Source organism: Methylosinus sp. C49 (genome assembly GCF_009936375.1).
Lineage (GTDB): Bacteria > Pseudomonadota > Alphaproteobacteria > Rhizobiales > Beijerinckiaceae > Methylosinus.
Window position 1 is genome coordinate 156,195 of record NZ_AP022334.1, and the last position, 20,046, is coordinate 176,240.

Here is a 20,046-nt window from a genome sequence, read left to right on the forward strand (position 1 = left end):
AGCGGTCGATTCGAGAATCCCGAAACGATTCACGCAGTTCGGAGACTGCTCTAATACGAACTGATGTTGGCGTCAGAAGAACCGCTAACGGCACACCCTTCCACATAGACCATTTGTTACTTTCTCTTGAGTAATAGGCTACAATATCCCGACAACTCTGTTGTTGGCTCTATCGCCTCAAGTAGAGAACCTTTTGAGTTGTAGACATCAAACTTTTCAAATGGAATCTTCTCGTATACTCGACGATAGTCGAGACCTCGTCTTTCCAGATGAGGGATATGCAATTCAAGATGCATATTAGTCGTCATGTCAAAGACCCAATCGTAATTAGTCACAAGCTCGTACTCATAACCCTCGATATCGATCTTGATGAAATCTGCGCTTTGCCAAGCGCTAGCCGCAAAATCGTTGATCAAGAACTTTTCCTCAACAAAGTCAATCAAAAGGCCCTTTCTACTTATTATTGGACTGTCGTTAGTCCCGGCACCGACAGCCATGGCTTGAGTAGATACGTTAGTGATACCGTTGATGAACATCAGAAGTGCAGACACTTCGACATTGATAATCGAGGGCTCAAACGAATAGACAGTCTCCACGCCGGGAAGGCGCGCATAATAAGCAGCCCAAACGCCGTGGTGACCACCTAGGTCATAAACGACCCGCGACTCATCTAAAAGCCCTAGTTTACGCTCCGCGGTAAAATCAAATGCTTCGGGTGGTGAATTGGCATACCAATCGTAACCCTGCTTGTTCAAAAGCGGAATCAATATCTCGCCCGTGTCGACAGCAAGCCTTCGTATTGCTGGCTCGATGATGAGATCTGACAAATTTTGTGAAATCTTAGCTAACCGCGCTTTGATAGCTGGAACGCACATCTGGACGATTTCGAGTGCGTCTTTCCCGGCTAACATTGAAAAGGGCAGGAAAGACCCTTTTGTCGACCCGTATTCGACTCCGTAGTGCAGGTAACTAATCGCGAGCGTGTGAGCGTACTGATCGTAGGATCTTTTCATTTCTGCCATACCATAAAGCGCTAGCATGCGGTCAAGCCGCCTTTGTACTATCTCCAGTCGGGTGACGTAGTCACTCGCGAGGCTGGAAATGTGGGCGAGTTTTTCACGAATGGCAAGCTCATTGTTGCGTATGAACGAGTCGAAGAGATTCACAGGAACGCTCAGACTGCTTTCGATGTCCGCAGCTTTTTCATTAGCGACATAATATCGATTCAGACCATCGAATAAGGTGAAACGATAGCCAGCGTTGAGGAGTATATCCTCCCAATGTCTATGAACCGGAGTCTGTGCGCCCGGCATTACCGCTTCCACCAACACGATCCAGGGCCGATGGCGTGTAAAATCACAACCGCGCAATACTAAAGACTCAGCCCCCTCAACGTCGATCTTTAGGAAATGGATGGTAGCAACCTCGAATTCATCGAGAATGTCACAAAGGGGACGTGTCCGGATCCTTCTAGGCGTGCACCGATGTTCAGCGAATGCGTCGGCAATACTGGGGACAATGGTGGAGATACCAGTTCCCTCAACCTCATAGAAAACGCACTCGGATTCTCGGTCAGAAATGGCAACACAAACGTTGTTATCGCGAGGACGATCGCGTTTAAGGGCTTCGTAAAAGCTCTGTGCCGGTTCTATATTGAGTCCGGTCCAGCCCATTGTGTAGAAAGCATATGTTACTGAATCAACGACAGGATCATTAGCCCCAACGTCGACATAGAATCCACAATTTACGCCTGAAAGGGCTCGAGCTAGCAAAACATCCTCGGCATTTTGTGCGTAGGAGATCATGTGTCTAGTCGCCACATACGTAATTCAGCGTGTGCTTACGCAAGCAGTGCATCATGTTTAACCTCTCAATACGGCATATTCATGGACATCGAAGACGGCGTCATCGGTACAGGAAATGACCACCTCGAACGACTTGACAGCGCGCGGCAAGACAAAATTTTGGCTTACGCAAATCGCTTCGTTCACCAAGTCAATCGGGACGCTTAATATGATGTTCTGGCCATGGTCATAGGTCAAACATAAATCAGCTCCCGCTTCTATACGGCTAAAGCTTTGCCCGGAAAGTATCAGCTTATATCGTCCAGCCCCGAGGTCAACATATGGACCGTAGAGAAGAACGCCAGCCTGTCCAGTGGTTCTCACTTTATTCTCGACGAATCGCCCAACGCGTGTTGGTAGAGTGTTGAGCGGCGGCCTGATAACCTCGACGTCGTGGCGCGCCACTGTCCTACGAATCTTGCGCATCATGCACCGAATTACGACTCCGTAGTCGTTAACAAAGCGCCATCGATCCGCTGCATCATTGATACCCGCGAACGACGATTCGCCGGAAGCAATTTCATCGAGCAATCGAGTGATGCCTGTAGCCAAAGCCTCGGGAGTTGTTCCCGGAAGCGTGTGCGTGATGGGTCTGACATCGTCGAAAACCGACAAAGGCGTAACAGCCACAGGCCGGCCCGACGCAATACCAAATCTTACGGCTGCGCTAGCTGATTCGCCGGACCGTTGGTATGGGTACACCACCAAGTTTGCCATTCTCAGTAACGCGACGCTTTGTTCATCAGCAATATAATCAGTCATAAACGTGACTTGGTCATCGAGCCCAAGGGCGCTGACTCGCTGGCGAGCAGCAAGAATCTCGGCGGCCGAAACGCCTCCAGAGTCGCCATAATCGCTGTTGACAAGAAGCAGGTCAAAACCGCGCCCATTTGCCTTCGCAATTCCGGAGGCTTCGATGAGTTCAAGGATTCCTTTATTAGGCAGAAAAAATCCATAGGAAGCCACGAGTCGAGCATTCGCATCGGGCTTCGTGCCTCTGTCAGGAAAATTGCATACCCCTAATGGGACCAGTGACACGTTGCTCGTAACACCTAACCTGCCAAGGCGTTGAACATCAGCAACAGAATGAACAAAGACTTCATTTGCCTGCATTAAAGCAGGGGCCAAAGTCGAGAGGCGGTTCGCGAGCATATCCTGAGGCGGATCAATTGTGGAATGCAGCGTTACAAAAACAGGTATGCCGTCTTGGACGAGGCTTTCGATCAGAGCCGCCAAGCTGACAAAATTGTAAAACCCATAGTTGACCTGAATAACGATAGCGTCGAGATCTGACGAAATGACTTCTGCCGCGACTCCGCTAAGATTGTCGGTGGTTCCGAGTGACCAGCAGCGGACGATTGAGTGCTTAAGGACGGCTCCAGAATTCACCGGGTCGTTTGGCGCAAGTCTTATGATGGAATCCGCGACCGGTTCGGTGAGATGTTCGGAGTAGGCGGCGATACCGCATCGGCTAAACCATGTCGATACCCATCCAACACGAAGCGGCGATCTAGTCGTCCAGTCCACCTCTGCTTCGACTTCGTTCGAGCATAGCGACGCCGCGATCTGCGTCAATTCGCGATCTGATAGGGTTTTTGACAAACCGGACGAAACGTCTCCGTAGAAACGCTCCGAAGTAATTGTCTCATTAACATCAAGAGTTATCTTCGGTTTCACCGCGGACTTCAATGCAGCGAGAGCGCGTTGAGCACTGTCCTGCCAATTGAACGTCGCTGCATGTGCAATGGCTGCTTCCGACATCCGAGCGCGTCTGCCCTCGTCGCGCAGGACACTCTCCATTTTTTCTGCTATATTCGCCGACTTCGCCGGATCAAATAACGCGGACCGGTCACCTACGACCTCTGGAAGACACGTTGTATTCGAAGCGATTGTCGGAGCGCCACATGCCATAGCCTCAATGATTGGCAAACCCAACCCCTCGGCGAGGGAGGGAAACACAAATAGATCGCAGTTAGAGTAGAGCCTTATTAGCAAGGCATCTGAAATATGACCCGCAAACACGATCTGATCCGCCCGTAAACCTTTGTCTAGAGCAAATTCGGCGAGACGTTTGTAAATGTCTGGCCAGCCGTTGCCTACGAGCACCAGTTTATACTGGTTCCGTAGGTCCGGCGGCAATAAGCCAAATGCTTCAATCAAGCGCGCTTGATTCTTCCGCTGATCATAGCTCGCCGTATAGAGAATAAAGCGGTTGAGTCCATGAGCGGTCTTGAAAACCTTAAAATCGCGCGACGAAGTCTTATCCGGCTTAAAGCGCGGATCTACACCGCCACGTATATTAACGATAGACCCCGCATAATCTGGAAAGATATCTTTAAACTCAAAGGCTGAATAATCCGATATTGATAGAAGTAAACTTGCCTGCTTCAAATAATTTACTTTGTCTGCGTAATGCTGCCTTGAGACGTAGTCATTCAGATAAATCTCGGAGTACTTGAACGGGATTAAGTCGTATAAAGTCGCTGCGACCGGGACGTTACGATCGTAAAGATTCACCGAAGTCACGATTGGTTCGCCTAGGCCCTCTATAACGCTCGTGACGTGTACAATGTCCGGAGCGAGATCCGCTATGAACTTCTCCCGTACTATCTCAGCTGCGATCGTCAATTGACGCCGATTATCGAAATAAGAAACTCCTTGCGGCACATCGAATATTCGAATGTTGTCCATCGGAACAATGCCAGCTAGGTCGGCTACGATCGGTTGAATCGTGTCCGCGAACAGACCGTTCAATATGACTACATATTCGACACTGCGGTCCAGCTGGACCATGGCTTTGAAAAGATCAAGGGAGTAGCGGCCAATGCCCCCCTTCCGACTGCCCGACTGACAGCTCTGCAGGTCTACAACAATTCTCGTCACGATATTTGATCCGCAGGCTTCGTGGGTTGATGGTGGCGGAACGATTCAAGAATAGCGCCGCGGCGAAGTTTCGAGCTCGCTGCGAGCCCGACCAGGGATGACGCTTCTTGAACGGAATGGTCCCGAATTGGGCTCTCCCGCTCTGCGGACACAGAGGCATTCTTTGAGAGCGCATGAAAGATTGCTAGGTCCGACGCCAACATTGGCCGCGGCTCAAACGGTTGCTCTGTTGGAGCATCAACCAAACTAAAACCGTGAGTTCCGCCGCCGCTCGACCCGTTTTTTCTAGCGCGAGTGGAGCGGTGAAGGATTCGGAAGTCCTCAAGCGCCGCAGTGATGCTCGCGGACCGGATACGAACTTCTTGCTGCTCGACGGCTTCGCGGACGAGATCAACGACCGTGCCAAAATCCTCGATCAACCGCCTAGCGTGAAAATCGAGCGTTGGCTCGCTCGGACCACGTTTAACGATTGCCTGGAAGATCGCCTCCGCGATCGACCGTGCCGCACCTTGCTCCAGAGGCGGAGAAAGAGATGGAGACGGGGGCGAAGGCGCAAACGAATGCGATGATAATAATAACAACGCCTCCATGTCAGCCGATATACTCGCAAGTCTTGGAACACATTCTGTATTTGGCAGACGAAACTCCTCGAAATTGGCGACGTGAAGTCTGAACTCTTGCTCTGTTGGATAAGTATCTGCTAACAACGCAGCGACAAATGGCGCGCAAGCCTTATATCCAATAGCCTCAACGAACGTTATCATCTTATGATAATAGCTGTTATTGTGCTTATGCTTGGATTCGTCGCTAAATAAAACTGTTAAAAGATAGTCGAGGCGCGCTACACCCTCAAACTCAATGTCAAACTCCGGATCTCTTCCTAACACCACATTGTAGACGTGCTTTACGTATTCGTCGCAGGATAGCTCAGATACTGCGGTTGAAAACTGCAAGCATTCGAACATCAACGCGTGTCGTGAATTCAGAAGGTCACTACTGCCGTTCACGATCCTGCCTCATCTGGGTCTTGGCTATGCGCTTGAACCCTTAGCGATTTTTCAGCCTCTCGTCCATACATCTAATTGCCGAGTCTGAAAAATTTTAAGGCCTGTCGGGGGCACTCGGCGGAGTTGGTCAGGGATTATGCGGCCGATCGCCTGTTATGGCTCGCACTCGGGTGGCGGGAATCCGGTGCGCCATCGCGAGCATCGGAGCGCTGCGCAGAGCCGAGGCGTCGTTGCCATCCTCAAAGGCGGTGCCGATCATGAATAAGCGAAGGCGGCTGATGTCGGAGAGCGCATGGGTGACGAGATCGGGATCGCATGGAATGCGGATGCTGCCGGCAGGGCTCGACCTCGAGGAGCAGCAGCAGGCCGGTAGAGGCGGATAGCAGGAGATAAGGCCTTGCCGGAAACAGGTGACAGGCCATAGCGCAGCAGGTTAGGATCGTTCATGATCGGACGTGCCGACTTCGCAACGTTGAGACAACAGAACGCCACATGCGCTGAAACGACCAGTCTCACGCCGCCAGGATCGCTTCCTTGTCGGCAAATATTCTTCATGCCGCAGCACCGCCCAAGAGATCCTCGCCAGCTAGTTGGCAAAGGCTACGAACGCGACATTCTGATGCACACGGGCGAGCAGCGCCGTCAGCCATCGCCCGAGCGGCGTGTCGCGTTTGGTGACATGGGGCAGCGCGGCCCGCGCGCCATGGATGAGTTGCCTGCGCAAATATCGGTTGCCCCGCTTACTGATCCCGAGCGGTTTCGGCTTGCCGCCCGTCGTCGCCTGACGGGGGACCAGCCCGAGCCAAGCGGCGCCGAAGGGATCAGCGCGCCGACGCCCGGTATTGTCGCCAGTCGCCGGGCACCCGCATTCTCTTTGGCGAAAGCCGTGAGCTCCGCGTCGAAAGCGGCGATGCGCTGGTCCAGGTCGCGCCATTGCGTGCGAGCGTCGTCGACGAGCCTGTACATCCGGTCGCTCAGAGTGTGTCCGCCCCCTTCGTCCAGGAGGACGGCGAGATAATCCGCGAGATGACGTTTACCCTTGGGAACGACGATTCCGCGCTCCAAAAGGATCGCCCGCAGTTGGTTGATCAGCGCCGTCCGTTCGCCGACCAGTCGGTCGCGAGACCGATGCAACGTCTGGAAGTCGAGCTGATCCTGCGTTTTCAGTTCCACAAAGCGCATAGTCGGCCGCGTCGCCGCCTCGGCGATCCCTTCGGCGTCGCGATCGTCGTTCTTCTGCGCTTTCACATAGGGGCGACATATTCTGGCGACATCAGCCGAACTTCGTGGCCATGAGCCGCGAAGACCCGCCCCAGATGATGAGCGCCGCAGCACGCCTCCATCGCGACGACGCAGGCCGGCACCTTCGCCGCCAAGCCGATCAGCGCCTCCCGCCGCCGCATGACCACCGTCCCGGCCGCGTCGAGGCCAACGAGATTGCAAATATTCTTGCCGATGTCGATACCGAGCACGGAAACCCTCGTCTCCATGACCAATCCCTCCGTTCTATCTCCGGCGAGCCTACTATGCCGGAAGGAGGGGCGGGCCATTCCATAAAAGACCGCGCATGCCGAGGACCAACAGCGCCCGGACGTGCTGTTCCGTCGCCATGCTTGGTTTTCCGGGCAGCTGGAGCTCGATCCGAGAAAGCTCGTCTTTATCGATGAAACCGACGCGCCTTGACCAATCTCGCCCGCAAGAACTGACGATGTCGACGCGGAAGAAGGCTGCGTGCCGCCATCCCGCACGGCCATTACAAGATGGTCACGCGGGTCGCCGGTCTGCAGCTTTTCGGGCTGGTGGCGCAGAATACCTTCAACCGGCCGATCAACGCCGTCGCCTTCGAGGACTGGGGTGAGACATGCCACGTGGCGGGCCTGTCGCCCTGCGATGCCGTCGTGATGGACAATCTCTCCGCCCACAAGGGGTCGCGCGTCGAAGAGCTGATCAAAGCGGCCGGCGACGAGTTGCGATATCTGTTGCCCTACAGCTCCGATCTCAATCCGATCTAAAAAGCCTATTCGAAGTTGAAAGCCTATCTGCGCATGATCGCCCAGCGAACCGTCGCTGGCCTGATGTGCGCCCTCGAAACTTGCGCGCACATCTTCCTCCCCACCGAACGCGCGAGCTATTTCACGGCCTGCGGATGTGATACAGATTGATCGGAACTCGCTAGCTCTTGGAGTGCGTCAGATCATCGCCTGTTTTTCTTACACACCACCTCTACCGTGACCCGTAGCGATCGCCTTGGCGGTACGGACTGTGGCGCGTGCGCCCGGAGTGTTGTAGAGTGTCTACGTCCGGTTTCGCGCGCAGTCGCGCAATTAGCTTGAGAGCCCCAAACTGAAATGGTTAACCCTTGCCATCGTCCGAAAGACCTTCAGCCCTCCGATGGTCAGATGCGGCTGCTCGTAACGGGCGGGGCGGGTTTCATCGGCTCGGCGGTCGCGCGCCGGATCATCGAAACGACGCCGCATGAACTTCTCGTTTATGACAAGCTCACCTATGCCGGCAATCTCAACTCGCTCGCGCCTATCGCCGGCGATCCGCGCTACTCCTTTCGACGCGCGGATATTTGCGACCGCGCCGCGGTCGACGCCACCTTCGAGGAGTTTCGGCCCGATATCGTGATGCATCTCGCCGCCGAGAGCCATGTCGATCGCTCCATCGACGGGCCGGGCGCCTTCATCGAGACCAATGTCGTCGGCACTTTCACACTGCTCGCCGCGGCGCTCGATTATTGGCGCCGTCTCGATGCGCAGACCGCCGCCGGCTTTCGCTTTCTGCATATCTCGACCGACGAAGTGTTCGGCGCGCTCGGCGCGGAAGGGCTGTTTCGCGAGGACACGCCCTATGCGCCCAACTCGCCCTATTCCGCTTCGAAAGCGGGCTCCGATCATCTCGCGCGCGCCTGGCGCGAGACCTATGGCCTGCCGACCATCGTCACCAATTGCTCCAATAATTACGGCCCCTATCATTTCCCCGAAAAGCTCATTCCGCTCACCATTCTCAATGCGCTCGAGGAAAAGCCCCTGCCCGTCTATGGGCGCGGCGAGAATGTGCGCGATTGGCTCTTTGTCGAGGATCACGCCGAGGCGCTGCTCACCGTCGCGCGCGCCGGCGTCGTCGGACAATCCTACAATGTCGGCGGCCGCTCGGAGATGCGCAACATAGAAGTGGTGCAGGCGATCTGCGATCGTCTCGACGAGCTGAGGCCCCGCGCGCGCGGCTCCTATCGCGAGCTGATCACATTCGTGCAGGATCGGCCGGGCCATGATCTGCGCTATGCGATCGATTGCTCCAAGATCGAGCGCGAGCTCGGCTGGCGCGCCAAGGAGAGCTTCGCCAGTGGGCTCGCCAAGACGGTGCGCTGGTATCTCGAAAATGAAGCGTGGTGGAAAGCCATACGCTCCGGCAAATATCGCGGCGAGCGGCTCGGTTGCGTCGCCTGACGCGCGCGTGAGGACAGCATGAAGGTCGAGGACACGGCGCTCGATGGCGTCAAGATCGTGACGCCCGATCGCTTCGGCGACGCGCGCGGCTTTTTCTCCGAGAGCTATAATGAAAAGCGCTGGGAGGAGCGCGGCCTGCCAGCGCTCCGCTTCGTGCAGGACAATCATTCCCTCTCGCGCGACACAGGCGTCATTCGCGGGCTGCATTTTCAGACCGCGCCTTTCGCGCAGGACAAGCTGGTGCGCGTCACGCGCGGCCGCATATTGGATGTGGCTGTCGATATTCGCCGCTCGTCGCCTACGTTCGGCCGTCATATCGCAGTGGAGCTCTCCGCGGAGAATTGGCGGCAATTGCTCGTTCCCATCGGCTTCGCCCATGGCTTCTGCACGCTCGAGCCAGATACGGAAGTCGTCTATAAGGTCACGAATTTCTATTCGGCGCCCAATGATCGCGGCCTCGCATGGGACGATCCGGATCTCGACATCTCTTGGCCGATCGCGCCGGCGCACGCCATTCTGTCGGAGAAGGACCGACGCTGGCCGCGCCTGCGCGAACTCACGGATACATTCGCGTGAGCGTGCGCATCGCCGTCACCGGATTGCAGGGCCAGATCGTCACCGCTCTGCACGAGCGCAGCTCCGAAGAAACGGAAATCCTCGCGCTCGGAAGGCCGCAGCTCGATTTGACGGACCGCGACAGCGTGCGCGCGGTGTTGAACGATGCGCGTAGCGATGTGATCGTCAATGCGGCCGCCTACACCGCCGTCGACAAGGCGGAACAGGAAGAAGCGCTCGCCATGCGCGTCAATGGCGAAGGCGCCGGTCATGTCGCCGAGGCGGCGGCGGCGCTCGGCGTTCCGCTCATTCATTTTTCGACAGACTATGTGTTCAACGGTTCCGCTGCGTGCCCTTATCGCGAGGATGATCCGACCGCGCCGCTCGGCGCCTATGGCCGCTCCAAGCTCGAGGGCGAGAGGCGCGTCGCGGCGCTCTGTCCAAAATCGGCGATCCTGCGCACGGCCTGGGTCTACAGCCCCTTCGGCGTGAATTTCGTGCGCACCATGTTGCGGCTCGGCGAGACGCGTGAGGAGGTGGGCGTGGTCGCCGATCAGCTCGGCAATCCGACGAGTGCGATCGACATAGCCGAGGCGACATTGCGCATTGCGAAGCGCCTTTGCGAGGACGGCGCGCCGCAGCTGCGCGGGGTCTTTCACATTACCGGCGCGGGCGACGCCTGCTGGGCCGATGTAGCGGAAGCGATCTTCGCGCGCGCGGAAACGCATGGGCGCAAGCCGGTGCGCGTTCGCCGCATCGCCACGGCGGATTATCCGACGCCGGCGCGGCGCCCAGCCAATTCGCGCCTCGACAATACGAAGCTCTCGCAAATCTACGGCGTCGCTCTGCCCGACTGGCGCCCATCGCTCGCGGCCTGTGTCGACAGGCTGCTCGTCGGCCCCACAGATGGAGGAGCATGAAATGCGCGGAATCATTCTCGCGGGCGGCAGCGGCACGCGGCTTCATCCGGCGACGCTCGCCGTCTCCAAGCAATTGCTGCCGGTCTATGACAAGCCGATGATCTATTATCCGCTGAGCGCTCTGATGCTCGCCGGCGTGCGCGAGATACTCGTCATCACGACGCCCGATGACGAAGCGGCGTTCAAGCGCCTGCTCGGCTCCGGCGCGCAATGGGGCGTCTCCTTCACTTACGCCGTGCAGCCGCGGCCGGACGGGCTCGCGCAGGCATATGTCATCGGCGCGAGCTTCGTCGACGGGCAAAGCTCCGTGCTGGTGCTCGGCGACAATATTTTCTACGGTCATGGACTCACAGAGTCGCTGAGCAAGGCGAAAGAATCGCGCCACGGCGCCACTGTCTTCGCTTATCACGTCGCTGATCCAGAGCGTTACGGCGTCGTCGATTTCGACGCGCAGGGCCGCGTATTGTCGCTCGAGGAAAAGCCGAAAGCGCCCAAATCCAATTGGGCGGTCACGGGGCTTTATTTCTACGACGAGCGCGCGCCGCAATATGCTGCGGAACTGAAACCTTCGCCTCGCGGCGAATTGGAGATCACCGACCTCAACAACATCTATCTGCAGCGCGGCGAGCTGAATGTGGAACGGCTGGGCCGCGGCTTCGCCTGGCTCGACACGGGCACGCCGGCCTCGCTGCTGGAGGCAGCGGAATATGTGCGCGCGATCGAGCTGCGGCAAGGACAGCGCATCGCCTGCCTCGAGGAGATCGCCTTCCGCCAAGGCTGGATCGACGCCGAAACGCTACGCGCCGCCGCGCAGAAATTCGCCAAGAGCCAGTATGGCGCCTATCTGTCAACTTCCATCGAGATATGACCCAGGATTTCCATTGAGACCTGCTGGTGTGGAGGCCCGTCCGACGGCACCGTGATGTGCCAATGTGATTTTTTTTTGCAAACAATGTCACAGTAAGGAGACTGCCTCCACGACCGAGATAAGCATTGGATTCGTAGCCAGCTTCGCGAGTGGCTCGTTTAAAAACGCCGTTCAGAATGCGACCATGCGTTGGAGCATCCGTGCCCGGATGCGACGGCGTCCTAGACATGGGGTCATGTCCGATGGCACCACAAACTGAAACAACCGGTTGACTACCATTGAGAGTTCGTTGAAATATCTGATACAAGTCTCATGCTTCACAGGCAGGCCATTATGCTCTCTGAACTATTCTCCGGTGCCGGCAACCGCATGAGGTTTCGCAAAAGCCTCGCTCCGTTGAGCGTCCCAGTAGGCCTTGATAGTTTAAGTTACCCGAAATCAGACGATCCTTATGCTCAATTCGAGGCAGTTGTAATAGAGATTGACCGTCTCGCCTCCGGCGATTCGAAACACATATTGCAATTGCTGTGGCCACTTTGGCGGGATGTCGATCGGCTCGTTGTCGCACGTCGTGGTGTTGCGCTTTGCTTCGAGTCCCTCGACTGGACCTTTGAGCCATACGCCGATGCTATCGCCCGTCGCATACAAGAGAGCTTCCAGGTGTTTGCCGAACTGGAGCTCGATTTCGACATCTTGAACCTTGCGCAGCGACTGATTGGCGAAGCACCGCCAACGGCAGAGCTGCATCATTATCTTCTCGCGCATCTTTTGGACCCCACGGAAAAGGAATTTGCGCGCGTTATTATGTTAGGCGCGGCGAATGCCAAGATCATCGATCCGATCAGATTCCTTCTGCCAGAATTTGGTAACCAGCTGGGAGATTTGTTTTTCACGCAGCTGCTTAAGACAGCGGAGCGTGTCGGCTTCACGCTGCCGATGGACGTTCTAGCCCAAATAGCTGACTTTTTGCGGGAGCCAGAAACTTTAGCAGGTCTTGCAGTCGGGACCGCAATTTCACGTGGTCTTACAGACGACGTAGCTAATGAACACAAGTCAATGCATGAATTGATGGCGGGGAAGCGCATTCGTAATCTGCTTCATGAAAAGCTCCGCGGCCCATCGCCGATTCCGCCGCAGCCCTCGACACCCGTCGACCCGAACCTTTTTGGAAGGCTGTATCATCGCCTGTGGGACTGTAAGAGAGAGATGCGCGCGCAAAATGAAGATAGGATCCCGTTGAAGCGCGGCAGCGCGGAAGTCTCCTGGCTGAACTTCATGTTGGAACGTGGTCCCACCACGATCGAGCCAAAATCATTTTTCTCGAACGCGCGCAAGATCGATGGAGCACTGACCGCTGCTTCTCACTCGGCGAACGAAGCGTTGCAATGGGGGCCTTATGTGACCTTGCAGCCCGGCTGCTATACGGTCACATTTCTGGGTGAGATGGAGGCCCACCTAACGGCGGTCTTCGAAATCACCGCCGCTTACGGCGAGCAGCTGCTTGCCCGCAACGTCGAGATCGCAAGCGGCGAGGGCAAACACGAAGTTCTAGCGCATCTGTCGGTGTGCCTTGAGACAAAGGTTGAGGCATGTGAGTTCGTTATCTACCCTCGCACGCGAGCCGGCCTCATTATTTCGCGGGGAGTTAGAATAGAGTGGCGGCCCTTGTCTGGAAGTTCTCCGGACTTCTCCAAATGAAGAGAAGGTGCCATGACCTGACCTCGATTCAATCTGCATCATAGCCGCGGCCTTGAATGAGGGCCTGTTGGGATTCAGGATTCCCATTTTTAGCTCGGCGTGATTCAAGCTTTGGATGGGTTGATTCGCGTTGACGGACGCTCAATGGGCGAAGATGGAGCCGCTTTGCCTAGGCAAGGTCAGCGATCCCGGCCGCAGCGGAAGGAACAACCGACTTTTCGTGGAGGCGATGTTGTGGATCGCTCGCACCGCGGGCTGCAAGCTCGTTGGCCGTTGGCGGATCGTCGAGGTCGACACCTGGGATCGAGCCTCTCTCGACCTGTTAGGGCAGGCGATGATCGTCATCAACGCCGACGGGCGCGGCGAAATCGCCTTCGGTGCGATACAGGCGACGTTCGATCTCGATACGGCCCGACCTCGATCGCCTCACCTGGATCGGGTTCGACGAAATGGACGAAGTCTCTGGCGAAGGGACTGCCGAATTGCTCGACGACGGCTTGATCGAGATCGAGTTTACAATGGCGACGAGGAAGTCCTCAAGGCGAAGCGAAAGGATTTTCAACGGCCTGCTAGACCCTATGATTGCCGGGCCTGAGGGTGGCCCATCATCCGATATGCAACGGTACGAGGGTGACGCCGGCTGGCCGGCGCAGAGCCTCTTGCATAGGAGACGGGCCACATGGAAAATACGCGATTTATTGGCTTGGACATTCACAAAGAGCGGATCTCGGTCGCAGTAGCGGAAAGCGGACGCCCCGGAGCCGTGGAATACCACGGCGAGATCGGCAATGACCCTGGGGCGATCAGCAAGCTCTGCGAGCGGCTCGGGCGTCCGGGCAAGACGCTGGCGTTTTGTTATTAAGCCGGTCCGTGCGGTTATGGCGTTCATCGTCATCTCGTCAGCCTCGGGCATCGGTGCGACGTGGTGGCGCCGTCGCTGATCCCAATGAAGTCCGGCGATCGCATAAAGACAGATCGTCGTGACGCCACCATGCTCGCGCGCCTCCATCGCGCCGGCGAATTGACCCCTGTCTGACGCCCACGCCAGGCGTGCGCTGGTCGAAGGCGCCTGGGCTTATCCAATGAAGCCGCGCATCGGCCGTCATAAGGTCGACCGCATCGAGGCCCTGCCAAAAATCGTTCGCGACAAAGGATGGAAGGCACAAATTCGGCTGTGCGCCTGATTTCGTCGGCTGAGCGCGCGCGGCAAGACCGCCAATGTGGTCATCATCGCCATCGCACGCGAGATGGTGGGCTTCATCTGGTCGATTGCCTGCGCGATCCAATCCGCCCCGAAGATCGCGTGGTCATTCTTTAAATTCAACAGTAGGCTCTGTTTTTCTCCCACCTGTTTTGAGTGAGTGGGGGCGACGATAATCGGAGCGATAGGGGCTCCGACAAATGTCGATTTCAATGCATAAACATATGTCGGAGCGTGAAGTGGCTCCGACGCGGCGGATCGAGGTCTTCACGGGTGCGGGGCGTCGGAGGACATGGGGCGCAGATCAGAAGGCGGCGATTGTCGCCGAGAGCTTCACAGAGGGCGCGAGCGTTTGTGAAGTGGCGCGGCGGCATGGTCTAACGCCGCAGCAACTTTTTACGTGGCGCCGTCAGGCGCGCAAAGAGACCGAGGCTCGCGAAGACGCAGGCGCGCCGCCACTGTTCGTTCCCGCAATCATGCAGGGGCCTGTGCCCGCGTCGCCGGCGAAGCGCAAACGACGCGTCCTGCGCCAGGAAACCGATTCGACGCCGACGATCGAACTCGAAGCCGATGGCGTCACGGCTCGCTCGCCGAATGCAACGCCGCCATCGCGCGCCCATGGAGACGATGAACGGCCGGCCGATGCGCAAGCTCGGGATCAGCCGAAGAGACCTGTTCGAGAAAATAGAGCGCGACGCCCTCGGCCCCTTGCCCGCGACAGAGTGGGAGTTCGCCGAGTGGAAGCGGGCGCGCGTCAATATCGATTATCACATCGATGCCGAGAGCTTCTTCTACTCAGTTCCGCACGCCCTCATCCACGCCGAGGTCGACGTGCGCGTCACCGAGCGGATGATCGAGGTTTTTCACCGTGGTCAGCGCGTCGGGCTGCACGAGCGCCGCTACATGGGCGCCCGGCACGGCACGGCCCCGGAGCACATGCCGAGCGTGCACCGGCGTTACGCCGCCTGGACGCCGGATCGCTTCCGCCGCTGGGCGGCGACGATCGGGCCGCACACCGAAGGGCTCATCGCCGCCATGCTCGCCGCGCGGCGTCATCCCGAGCAGGGCTTTCGGACATGTCTCGGGGTGCTGAAGCTCTATCGCGGCGTCGAGGCCGCAAAGGCCGAAGCCGTCTCCGCCCGCGCGCTGGAAATCGGTGCCTTCAATTGCAAGAGCGTCGCCGCATTGCTCACCGGCAAATCCAGGGCTTCCGGCGCCGGAGACGCCCTCCGGCAACGCTGCTCGATCACGAAAATCTCCGCGGTCCCGGCTATTACCACTGAAAGGAATCCATCGATGCTCGCCCACCCGACACTCGATCTATCGAACGCGCTCGGGCCCGGGCTCTATGGCCTCGCCAAATGGTTCAAGGAACTCGAGCACAAGGCCGAGGCCCGAGGCCTCGAGCACGCCGAATGGCTCGGCCTGCTGCTCGAATACGAGCTGACGCTGCGTCGTCAGAAGCGCTTCGAGACGCGCTCCCGCGCCGCTCGCCTGCGCCATCCGGCCAGCGTCGAGGATGTGGATTATCAGAGCACACGCGGTCTCGACCGGGCTCTGTTCCTGAAGCTCGCCGCCTGCGACTGGATCGCCGAACGGCGCAATCTGCTGATCACCGGGGCGAGCGGCCTCGGGAAGAGTTGGCTCGCCTGCGCGCTCGGCCAAAAGGCCTGCCGGCAGGACATATCGGTGCTCTATTATCGCGTGCCTCGGCTGTTCACCGATCTCACCGTCGCGCATGGCGATGGAAGCTACGGCCGGCTGCTGCGCAAGATCGCACGCGCGCGACTGCTGATCCTCGATGATTGGGGGCCGGAGGCGCTCGTCGGCGATCAGGCGCGCGATCTGCTGGAGATCGTCGAGGACCGCTACGACGCCGGCTCCCTCGTCATCACCAGCCAGGTTCCGGTCGATCGTTGGCACGAGATGATCGGCATACTGACGATCGCCGACGCCATCCTCGATCGCGTCATCCATAACGCCTACCGGCTCGAGCTCTCCGGCGACAGCCTCCGCAAGCGCCGCTCGGCGCCATGGCCGCATCGAGCAGCGCAGCGTCGGCGTCCTCACCGAGGTCGACTGGCTGAACGGCGAGCGGCGCTTGCCGGGCGAGCTGCGCCTGCCGAACGCCGCGCCGATCATCCGCGTCAAATCGCTGGCGGAGCTTGCCGACCGCGGCCGCTTCGAGACGCGCTACTCATCTCCTCGGCTCGCGGCGACGCGGGTGGCAGAGGCCGTGCGCGGCCACTGGGGCATAGAGAACCAGCTGCATTGGGTTCTCGACGTCGTCTTCGCCGAGGACCAATCGCGCCTCGCAAGGGCCACTGCGCGCGGAACATGGCCATCGTCAGGCATTTCGCCGTCAATATGATCCGCACGGCGCAGAGCCTGAGAACAAGCCCATGAAACCACAACGAAAGGCAACAAAGCCCACACGCACCAGCATCAATCTCCGCAGAAAAATCGCCAGCTGGCGCGAGGATTATCTCGCCATAGCCTTGGGAGCTTCACCCCGTTAACCCGGATTCGGAGGCCTGTCTGGGTTGCAGCAACCTAGAACAGGTTGATCGCTCGAACGCGAGGGGGAGTTTCGGCGCGGGAGTTGCCGTGATTCATAGAGGGCCTCGCATCATTGAGGCCTTCGATGTCCAAGAGCAGCCTTCTCGACCATTTTTCCGCCCTCGAGGACCCGCGCCAAGCCTGGAAGGTCGTCTATCCCTTGCCGGAAATTCTGCTGATCGTCCTGTGCGGGACCATGGCCAAGGCCGAGGATTTCTGCGAGAACCAGCGCTGGGCCAGGCAAAAGCTCGACTTTCTGCGGCGTCTCCTCCCCTTCGAGAAGGGCGTCCCCTCCCATGACGCGCTCAACGATCTGATGAACGCTCTGCCGGCCTCGCTCTTTTCCGAATGATTCACCAAATGGGTGGAGAGCCTGCGCGAGAGCGCGCCCGACATTGTGGCGATCGACGGCAAAACCTCGCGCCGCGCGCATGGCAAGGACGGCTCGCCGCTGCATCTGGTTTCCGCCTGGGCGTCGCGTCAGCGCCTCGTGCTCGGCCAGGAAGCGGTCGACAAGAAGAGCAACGAGATCGTCGCCATTCCGCTGCTGCTCGAGCGCTTGGAGCTCTCTGGCGCGCTCGTCGCCATCGACGCCATGGGCTGTCAGCGCGAGATCGCCGAGAAAATCCGCGCCAAGGGAGCCGATTATCTTCTCTCCTTGAAGGACAATTGGCCGACGCTCGCCGAGGATGTGCGCCTCTATTTCGAGCGCGAGCGCGCGGCCTGCGACATTCACGAGACGACCGACGGCGACCACGGGCGCATCGAGCTTCGCCGTCATTATGTCTCTCACACGGTCGACTGGCTTTCCACCGACCGCCGCTTTCCCGGCAAGCCGCGCTTTCCGGCGCTCGCCATGATCGGCATGATCGAGGCGACGATGGAGCGGGACGGAAAGACGAGCGTGGCGCGCCGTTACTATCTCTCCTCGGCGCTATTGTCCGCCAAGCAGTTCGCCCACGCAGCCCGAGCCCATTGGGGCGTGGAGAATGGTCTCCACTGGGTTCTGGACGTGTTCCACGACGACCTGATGCGTCTTGGCACCGAGAACGGGCCCGCCAACATGGCGACGATCAAGCACGCCGCTCTCAACCTCATCAAGGACATCCCCGATAAGGCCAGTCTCAAAATCAAAAAGAAAACCGCCGCCTGGCCATAACCCAACCCTGGCGCTGAGGTTCAAGCGATTCCCCCTGCAACCTAGAACGGCCGGTTGACAAACATTGCTTTCGATGGCAAACGTATGCTTTCTATTGTCGGGAGTAGCGGATTATCCTTGCTTAAAAAGTTAGGGAAGCTCGTTATCCTGCGTCGTATTCCAAACTAAAGGGCTGCGCAGTTTGATTAGCCGTGAATTCTTGAAGGCGACAACATCCAGATTCCAGCCAATTCATTTACTAGCATCACGGTGGGTGTGCGCAATGGATGTAAATGTGCCTTTCTATTGCTACGGAACCAAAATACTCACTGTTTACGGCGAAGTTCCGGTTGAAGACCTTAAGGTCGGCGATTTAGTTGTCACGATTGTTGGCGAGCATAAACCTATATGTCGGGTCAGCCATCGCGAGGTCGATTGCTACCGTCACTCTGATCCCACAAGTATTTGGCCCATTCGCATCTCTGCCCACGCATTCGGGCAGAACGCACCGGTCCGTGATCTCTATGTGTCACCTTCGCAGGCACTTTGTTTCGACCTAGTAGGTGAAGTTCTTATTCCTGCCCGCGCCCTCGTCAATGGTGCAACGATCGCCCAAGTCGAAGTGTCGAGCGTGATCTATTGGTACGTCGAGTTGGAGGGACATGAACTTCTGCTTGCGGAGAACAAGCCTAGCGAGGGCACTCCTGGCATAGGCAAGCAGGCATTCTTTCAAGAGTGTGGCGCTGCTTTTGCTCGGCTCCCGGAGCTTGCTGACCCGTCGATAGCCGCGCCGGAATTGTCGCGCCCGCTCTATCGCGAAGGACCGATCGTCACGGCTGTACACGAGCAGCTGCTCTCAAGGGCCAAAACCTTGGGCTGGACGGTGGACCAAGCGCCTCCGCTCGATCTGCATCTGCTCGTCGACGGAACGCGGATCGAGCCGGTCGTTCGCGGATGGTTCTTTCGCTTTGCAATTCCACCGAAGGCGCAACAGGCATGGCTGATATCGTCCATGTCGCGGCCGTCTGACGTGAGCGACAGTGATGACGGTCGCAAACTCGGGGTGTGCATTGTGGGGCTAACTCTTTGCGATGGCTTCGGGTCGGAGCGATCGATCGATCTCGGCGATCCGCAGTTCGACCATTGCGGCTTCCATCACTTCGAAGAGGGTCAACGTCGCTGGACCTCTGGGTGCAGCCGAATACCTCCAGCGTATTTAAAAGAATGCACAGATGGAATGTTCCTACGCATCGAGCTAGGCGGTCCGATGGTGGCGCGGTGGACTGAACCGCAGCAGAACGCTATCTCTATTATTTCCGCGACGGGGGATGGTGCAAATTTCGCCCTCATCCAATCAGGCAATTGAACGACGCGCTCTTCCACTCGCTGGTCTCGCCATTCTCGCCCTGGATGCGGGCGCGCGGCACGACGATCTCCGTCTTTCCGAACGTGCCTGTCAGCGCGCGCCTGCGATGGCCATGCCGGCAGCCGACGATCGGCGCGGCGGCGTCTTCGTCTGGGCCCGCTTTGCGGCGTGCGTAGCGCGGCCGCGACAGAGCGCGCTCTCCAACTCCTCTTCCAGCATCGTCTCGATGAAGCCGCGCACGCGCTCCCGAACGCCATCCTCGATCGGGTCGAACCAATTGTCGAAAAGCATGATGTCGGCGGCGACAGCCGCCGTCTTCGTGGTATCCTTCGTTATGGCGTGGTCTCCTTCCAGCGCTCCAACGCTGGAATCAGTTGGGTTCAGCACCCCGGAGACTACGCCAACCCAATTCCCACCACTCCCGCGACGGCACCTGCGCAAATTTCTTCGCCGCTTCAGGATATAAGCGATCGTGCCCCTGGAGATGGTGTAGCTCAGGTCGGTCCCGTACGAGGGATCCGGCATCAGCCGGTTTGATCAGGCGGCCACGGCGGG

At 58.1% G+C, this 20,046-nt stretch carries 12 protein-coding genes and 7 pseudogenes; 14 read left to right on the forward strand and 5 right to left on the reverse strand.

The genetic code is table 11. The annotated features are described in order from the left end of the window. Positions 1–116 precede the first annotated feature (116 nt). The 3 genes from GYH34_RS20240 to GYH34_RS20250 are packed head-to-tail and all read right to left on the reverse strand — an operon-like array spanning position 117 to position 5,734. Positions 117–1,805, reverse strand: coding sequence for an FkbM family methyltransferase (locus tag GYH34_RS20240; protein ID WP_161915391.1), 1,689 nt, complete (start codon positions 1,803–1,805; stop codon positions 117–119). Positions 1,806–1,862: 57 nt separating this feature from the next. Further along, the gene (locus tag GYH34_RS20245; protein ID WP_161915392.1) at positions 1,863–4,727 is read right to left on the reverse strand and encodes a glycosyltransferase; all 2,865 of its coding nucleotides are present in this window, start codon (positions 4,725–4,727) and stop codon (positions 1,863–1,865) included. Beyond that, the gene (locus GYH34_RS20250) at positions 4,724–5,734 is read right to left on the reverse strand and encodes a hypothetical protein (protein ID WP_161915393.1); all 1,011 of its coding nucleotides are present in this window, start codon (positions 5,732–5,734) and stop codon (positions 4,724–4,726) included. Before GYH34_RS20250 ends, GYH34_RS20245 begins: the two co-directional genes overlap by 4 nt. 257 nt (positions 5,735–5,991) lie before the next feature. Here GYH34_RS20250 and GYH34_RS22200 point away from each other — a divergent pair, with 257 nt between their 5' ends. Continuing rightward, the gene (locus tag GYH34_RS22200; RefSeq protein WP_256367054.1) at positions 5,992–6,117 is read left to right on the forward strand and encodes a hypothetical protein; all 126 of its coding nucleotides are present in this window, start codon (positions 5,992–5,994) and stop codon (positions 6,115–6,117) included. 203 nt (positions 6,118–6,320) lie between these two features. Here the strand turns inward: GYH34_RS22200 and GYH34_RS20255 are convergent. Next, a pseudogene (locus GYH34_RS20255) lies at positions 6,321–7,224 on the reverse strand (IS110 family transposase). Positions 7,225–7,458: 234 nt separating this feature from the next. On the opposite strand from GYH34_RS20255, the pseudogene GYH34_RS20260 reads away from it, so the two are divergent. From GYH34_RS20260 to GYH34_RS20315, 13 genes and pseudogenes are all read left to right on the forward strand, one after another. Then, positions 7,459–7,746 (forward strand): annotated as a pseudogene (locus GYH34_RS20260) (transposase); the annotation flags it as partial. Between the two features lie 387 nt (positions 7,747–8,133). Further along, positions 8,134–9,186, forward strand: a complete 1,053-nt coding sequence (rfbB, locus tag GYH34_RS20265; RefSeq protein WP_161915394.1) for a dTDP-glucose 4,6-dehydratase — start codon at positions 8,134–8,136, stop codon at positions 9,184–9,186. A gap of 18 nt (positions 9,187–9,204) precedes the next feature. After that, positions 9,205–9,762 carry a dTDP-4-dehydrorhamnose 3,5-epimerase gene (gene rfbC / locus GYH34_RS20270; RefSeq protein WP_161915395.1) on the forward strand — a complete coding sequence of 186 codons (558 nt, stop codon included), beginning with the start codon at positions 9,205–9,207 and terminating at the stop codon, positions 9,760–9,762. A gap of 2 nt (positions 9,763–9,764) precedes the next feature. Then, entirely contained in the window at positions 9,765–10,661 is an 897-nt protein-coding gene (gene rfbD / locus GYH34_RS20275; protein ID WP_161915453.1) for a dTDP-4-dehydrorhamnose reductase, read from the forward strand. A 1-nt stretch (position 10,662) separates the two neighbouring features. Continuing rightward, the gene (gene rfbA / locus GYH34_RS20280) at positions 10,663–11,529 is read left to right on the forward strand and encodes a glucose-1-phosphate thymidylyltransferase RfbA (protein WP_161915396.1); all 867 of its coding nucleotides are present in this window, start codon (positions 10,663–10,665) and stop codon (positions 11,527–11,529) included. A 333-nt stretch (positions 11,530–11,862) separates the two neighbouring features. Further along, positions 11,863–13,227 carry a hypothetical protein gene (locus GYH34_RS20285; RefSeq protein ID WP_161915397.1) on the forward strand — a complete coding sequence of 455 codons (1,365 nt, stop codon included), beginning with the start codon at positions 11,863–11,865 and terminating at the stop codon, positions 13,225–13,227. A gap of 154 nt (positions 13,228–13,381) precedes the next feature. Continuing rightward, a pseudogene (locus GYH34_RS22045) lies at positions 13,382–13,474 on the forward strand (IS5/IS1182 family transposase); the annotation flags it as partial. Between the two features lie 432 nt (positions 13,475–13,906). Further along, positions 13,907–14,588: pseudogene (locus GYH34_RS20295) on the forward strand (transposase). A 97-nt stretch (positions 14,589–14,685) separates the two neighbouring features. Further along, complete coding sequence (locus GYH34_RS22205) at positions 14,686–15,711, forward strand: transposase (RefSeq protein ID WP_256367056.1); 1,026 nt, start codon at positions 14,686–14,688, stop codon at positions 15,709–15,711. Between the two features lie 13 nt (positions 15,712–15,724). Beyond that, positions 15,725–16,450 (forward strand): annotated as a pseudogene (gene istB, locus GYH34_RS20305) (IS21-like element helper ATPase IstB); the annotation flags it as partial. Positions 16,451–16,454: 4 nt separating this feature from the next. Then, positions 16,455–16,947, forward strand: a pseudogene (locus tag GYH34_RS21835) (ISAs1 family transposase); the annotation flags it as partial. A gap of 125 nt (positions 16,948–17,072) precedes the next feature. After that, positions 17,073–18,146 (forward strand): annotated as a pseudogene (locus GYH34_RS20310) (ISAs1 family transposase). A gap of 262 nt (positions 18,147–18,408) precedes the next feature. After that, positions 18,409–19,491, forward strand: coding sequence for a Hint domain-containing protein (locus GYH34_RS20315; RefSeq protein ID WP_161915400.1), 1,083 nt, complete (start codon positions 18,409–18,411; stop codon positions 19,489–19,491). Positions 19,492–19,581: 90 nt separating this feature from the next. Here GYH34_RS20315 and GYH34_RS20320 read toward each other — a convergent pair whose 3' ends face one another. Further along, positions 19,582–20,016 (reverse strand): hypothetical protein, encoded by a 435-nt coding sequence (locus GYH34_RS20320; protein WP_161915401.1) that lies wholly within the window; start codon positions 20,014–20,016, stop codon positions 19,582–19,584. Between the last annotated feature and the right edge of the window lie 30 nt (positions 20,017–20,046).

Bases quoted from the DNA above. Each gene is read 5' to 3' on its own strand.
- GYH34_RS20240 (WP_161915391.1), bottom strand. From the start codon at position 1,805: ATGATCTCCTACGCACAAAATGCCGAGGATGTTTTGCTAGCTCGAGCC.
- GYH34_RS22200 (WP_256367054.1), top strand. From the start codon at position 5,992: ATGAATAAGCGAAGGCGGCTGATGTCGGAGAGCGCATGGGTGACGAGA.
- rfbB (WP_161915394.1), top strand. From the start codon at position 8,134: ATGCGGCTGCTCGTAACGGGCGGGGCGGGTTTCATCGGCTCGGCGGTC.
- rfbC (WP_161915395.1), top strand. From the start codon at position 9,205: ATGAAGGTCGAGGACACGGCGCTCGATGGCGTCAAGATCGTGACGCCC.
- rfbA (WP_161915396.1), top strand. From the start codon at position 10,663: ATGCGCGGAATCATTCTCGCGGGCGGCAGCGGCACGCGGCTTCATCCG.
- GYH34_RS20285 (WP_161915397.1), top strand. From the start codon at position 11,863: ATGCTCTCTGAACTATTCTCCGGTGCCGGCAACCGCATGAGGTTTCGC.
- GYH34_RS20315 (WP_161915400.1), top strand. From the start codon at position 18,409: ATGGATGTAAATGTGCCTTTCTATTGCTACGGAACCAAAATACTCACT.
- GYH34_RS20320 (WP_161915401.1), bottom strand. From the start codon at position 20,016: ATGCCGGATCCCTCGTACGGGACCGACCTGAGCTACACCATCTCCAGG.